General features: G+C 68.5%; 4 protein-coding genes and 1 pseudogene. 2 read left to right on the forward strand and 3 right to left on the reverse strand.

Annotation, left to right across the window (positions count from 1 at the left end; all coding sequences use genetic code 11):
• Nucleotides 1-402 (reverse strand): annotated as a pseudogene (locus Q0996_RS21440) (urocanate hydratase); the annotation flags it as partial.
• Nucleotides 403-557: 155 nt separating this feature from the next.
• On the opposite strand from Q0996_RS21440, the gene Q0996_RS21445 reads away from it, so the two are divergent.
• On the forward strand, nucleotides 558-1,370 hold the full coding sequence (locus Q0996_RS21445) for an SUMF1/EgtB/PvdO family nonheme iron enzyme (protein WP_299624700.1): 813 nt from the start codon (nucleotides 558-560) through the stop codon (nucleotides 1,368-1,370).
• Nucleotides 1,371-1,789: 419 nt separating this feature from the next.
• On the opposite strand, the gene hutC is transcribed toward Q0996_RS21445, so the two are convergent.
• Nucleotides 1,790-2,521 carry a histidine utilization repressor gene (hutC, locus tag Q0996_RS21450; RefSeq protein ID WP_299624703.1) on the reverse strand — a complete coding sequence of 244 codons (732 nt, stop codon included), beginning with the start codon at nucleotides 2,519-2,521 and terminating at the stop codon, nucleotides 1,790-1,792.
• 139 nt (nucleotides 2,522-2,660) lie between these two features.
• Here hutC and hutG point away from each other — a divergent pair, with 139 nt between their 5' ends.
• Nucleotides 2,661-3,524, forward strand: a complete 864-nt coding sequence (hutG, locus tag Q0996_RS21455) for an N-formylglutamate deformylase (protein ID WP_299624769.1) — start codon at nucleotides 2,661-2,663, stop codon at nucleotides 3,522-3,524.
• 171 nt (nucleotides 3,525-3,695) lie between these two features.
• On the opposite strand, the gene Q0996_RS21460 is transcribed toward hutG, so the two are convergent.
• The coding region (locus Q0996_RS21460; protein WP_299624772.1) for an amidohydrolase family protein at nucleotides 3,696-4,234 on the reverse strand (539 nt) is incomplete at its 5' end.

The following is a 4,234-nucleotide window of genomic DNA, read 5'->3' on the forward strand; positions in this document are numbered from 1 at the left end:
CATCATCAGGCCCAGCTTATCGAGCCGCCCGAAGTGCTCCCAGTCGGCCCAGTGGGGCACCAGGTTGGAGTTGGCGATCAGCACCCGCGGCGCGTCGGCGTGGGTCTTGAAGACGCCGACCGGCTTGCCGGACTGGACCAGCAGGGTCTCGTCCTCGTTCAGGGTCTCGAGGCAGGAGACCAGGGTGTCGAAGGACTTCCAGTCCCGCGCCGCCCGGCCGATACCGCCGTAGACCACCAGTTCCTCCGGCTTCTCGGCCACCTCCGGGTCCAGGTTGTTCATCAGCATGCGCAGGGGCGCCTCGGTCAGCCAGGACTTGGCTGTGATCTCGGGCCCATGCGGGCTGCGGATGACGCGCGCGTTGTCGCGGCGCGGATCGGGGGCGGATGTGGTGTCAGACATGGCGAGGATCCTCCGGCTGGGCAACAAAGTTGTATATACAACTTTGGCCGGGGAGTCGACGCCAGAGGCTTGCGGCTCTTCCCAAAAGGTGATTGGCATGGAGGGCATTGGGATGGCTCACTGTGTGGATGGTGAGGGAGTCGCACCGCGATTCGGTGCTTGCTGTATTGCTTTTCGTCTTGGTCCTGGCGGCGCCTTGGCTGCCGGCGTCCGCCAACGGCGGGCTGGATCTGGTGACCATTCCCGGCGGGAGCTTCGTCACCGGCGACGAGGGCGGGGATGCCAACGAGCTGCGCCGGCCGGTCACCGTGGCGCCCTTCAGCCTGATGCGGCGGGAGGTGACCAACGCCCAGTTCGCCGCCTTCGTCGCCCTGCGCGACCGGGTGACCGACGCCGAGGTGCGGGGCAGCGGCTTTGTTTGGGACAGGCGCTGGCGTTCGGTCGACGGCGCCGATTGGCGCCATCCCCAGGGGCCGGGCTCCTCCATCGAAGATCTCTCCAATCATCCGGTGGTGCAGGTCTCGGCCCTGGACGCCGAGGCCTTCTGCGCCTTCTTCGACCTGCGCCTGCCGACGGAGGAGGAATGGGCCTTCGCCGCCCGCGGGCCGCAGTCCCACCGCTACGCCTGGGGCGAGGAGCCGCCGGTGCAGGACGGCCGGCAGCTCTTCGCCAACTTCGGGACCGAGCGCTGCTGCGCGCCCGATGCCAGCGACGGCCACGCGCGCACCGCGCCGGTGGGTACCTATCCCAAGGGGCGCTCGCCCTTCGGTTTCGACGACATGGCGGGCAATGTCTGGGAGTGGACCGCCAGCCCCTTTCCCGGCCGCCCGGCGGAGCGGGTGATCCGCGGCGGCGGCTGGGGCAACAACCCCTACTGCCTGCGCGCCGCCTACCGCCACGGCAATCCGCCGGACATCAGCTTGGACATGGTCGGCTTCCGCTGCGCCGGGCCTGCGGCGGCGGAGTAGGGCGTAACGGTCCTTGAATGCCTCGCACGGTCACCCTCCGATCGTTCCTTAGCGCTTTGGCGTTTTGCGCAGAGGCGTGTGTTATCAGGCTTTGGAGCCAGCAGCTTGGTATTGGGACAGGAAAACGAGGGCTCAAAGGCGAACGGCTTGCGGTTGAGAGGTTGACACCCCCACCCCAGCCCTCCCCCGTCAAAGGGGGAGGGGGAAGTTATTGAAACGGCTGAGAAAACTCTCCTCCCCCCTTGACGGGGGGAGGTTGGGAGGGGGGTGAGCCACATACTCGACGGCAGCCTGTATTCCCCGATGCTGACCTTAAACCGGACAGCAGTGGAACAAGTCCGGCAATGACGGTCTGGGACGCCGGAGGGCCGGAATCCTCTGACGGAAAAGGTCTCAATTCGGGTCAGGCTCTAAAGACCCTAGCGCACGGTCTCTGCCGAGAACCGGCCGCCGAGGCGGTAGCGTTCGCCGGGGTGGAGCAGGCGGGCCCAGGTGACCGGGCGCTCGGCCGACCAGGTGTGGCGGCGCAGCAGCAGGCAGGGGTCCCCCGGCGGGATCTCCAGAAGCTGCGCTTCCTCCGGGCTCGGCAGCACCGCCATGACCACGTGCTCGGCCTCGCTCAAGGGGGCGGCCTGCATCAGGTAGTGGTGCGGCGTGATCTCCGTGAAGTCCTGCTCCAGATAAGCCGGCGCCACCGCCGGGCTCACATAGCGGTCTTCCAGTTGGATCGGCAGGCCGTTTTCCCGGTGGACGATGATCGAGTGGAACAGCGCCTCGCCGCGCTGCAGGCCGAGCAGCTTGGCTTCCAGGGCGCGTGCCTTTTCCCGGCGCAGCAGGCAGATCTCGGCGCTGTGTTCGTGGCCGCGCTCGCGGATCTCGTCGGCGATGTTGTGGATCGAGAGGATCTCCGACTGGGGCTTGGCCTGGGCGACGAAGGTGCCGGCGCCCTGCACGCGTTCCAGCCAGCCTTCGCCGGTCAGCTCGCGCAGGGCGCGGTGCACCGTCATGCGGCTGACGCCCTGCTCGCGGGTCAGCTCGTTCTCGGAGGGCACCCGCGCGCCCTCCGGCCAGTCGCCGGCCAGGATGCGGCCGACGATGTAGTCTTTCACCTGTTGGTAAAGCGGTGGATCGAGGGGCGCGGAACGGGACATCGCTTGTCGGGTACTTTGCCTTCGTGGTCCTGTTCCAAACGACGGGCCGCCCTCGGCCCGGATGCGGTCTCGGGGACTGGCGCTTGGCCGATGGTCCCGGGACCTCTATATGAACTTGTATATACAACAGCGGCCCGGGGTGCCAGCGCGCTCACGGCGGCTGCCGGGCATCGAAGCGGAAGGATTTGCCGGCATGGACCTCTTCAACTTCTCCGAAGGCAGCCTGCCGCTGCTGGTCTCCATGCCCCACAGCGGCACCCATATCCCGCCGGAGATCGCCGCGCGCATGACCGAGGCGGCACGGACCCTGCCGGACACCGACTGGCACATTCCCCAACTCTATGACTTTCTAAGCGATCTCGACGTCTCGATCATCCAGGCCACCCACTCGCGTTATGTCATCGACCTGAACCGCGCGCCGGACGGTGCCGCCCTCTATGCCGGCGCCAACAACACCGAACTCTGCCCCACGTCGACCTTCGACCTGGTGCCGATCTACCGGGCGGGAGAGGCGCTCTCCGAAGCGGAGGTGGCGCAGCGCCGGGCCGCCTACTGGCAGCCCTACCACGACCGCGTCGCCGAACAACTGGCCGCGCTCAAGGCGCGCCACGGCATCGCGCTCTTGTGGGACGCCCACTCGATCCGCAGCCACGTGCCGCGCTTCTTCGAGGGGCGCCTGCCGGACTTCAATCTGGGCACCGCCGGCGGTGCCGCGGCGGCGGAGGATCTGCTGGGCATCCTGACGGCGGTGGCCCGGGAGGCGGAGCTGATCGGCTTCAGCCACGCCGCCAACGGCCGCTTCAAGGGCGGCTACATCACCCGCAACTACGGCGATCCGGCCGCCGGCATCCACGCCGTGCAGCTCGAGCTCTCCCAGATCACCTACATGGACGAAGCGCCCCCCTACGCCTTCCGCGAGGACCTGGCGGAGCAGGTGCGCCCGGTGCTCGCCGGTCTCGTCCAGACCATGCTCGCCTGGGCGGAGATGGAAGCCGACGCCTAGACGAGGGCCGGCCATCCCCCTCACCCAGCTCCGGCTAGGCTCGCTACGCTCACCAAGCCTGCGCAGCCCTCTCCCACGGCGGGGAGAGGGTTTACCCATTGGGCGTGCGTTTGTTTCCCTCTCCCCCTCGCGGGAGAGGAAGGGGCCCACGAAGTGGGAAGGTGAGGGGGCTCAGCCCGCGACGGGCTTGCCGTCCTTCACCACCTGGTGACAGGGGTTGGCGCCGATGCGGTAGGCCAGCTCCGCCGGGTGATCGAAATCCCAGAGCACGAAGTCGGCGGCCTTGCCGGCCTCCAGGGTTCCGTGGCTTTCCTGCAGGCCGAGGGCGCGGGCGGCGTTGCGGGTGACGCCGGCCAGCGCTTCCTCCGGGGTCATGCGGAAGAGGGTGCAGGCCATGTTCAGCATCAGCAGGAGGGAGGTCACCGGCGACGAGCCGGGATTGCTGTCGGTGGCGATGGCGATGGGAACGCCGGCGCCGCGCAGGGACTCCATGGGCGGCAACTGGGTCTCGCGCAGGAAGTAAAAGGCGCCGGGCAGCAGCACGGCGACGGTGCCGGCGGCGGCCATGGCGCGCACGCCGGCATCGCCGGTGTATTCCAGATGGTCCGCGGAGAGCGCGCCGAAGCGTGCGGCGAGGGCGGCGCCCTGCAGGTTGGAGAGCTGATCGGCGTGCAGCTTCACCGGCAGCCCCACGGCCTGCGCCGCCTCGA

This window comes from Pelagibius sp. (assembly GCF_028289705.1).
In the GTDB taxonomy this organism is placed as follows: Bacteria; Pseudomonadota; Alphaproteobacteria; order Kiloniellales; family Kiloniellaceae; genus Pelagibius.

Coding starts and splice junctions, on each gene's coding strand:
- hutC (WP_299624703.1), bottom strand. CDS start 2,521: ATGTCCCGTTCCGCGCCCCTCGATCCACCGCTTTACCAACAGGTGAAA.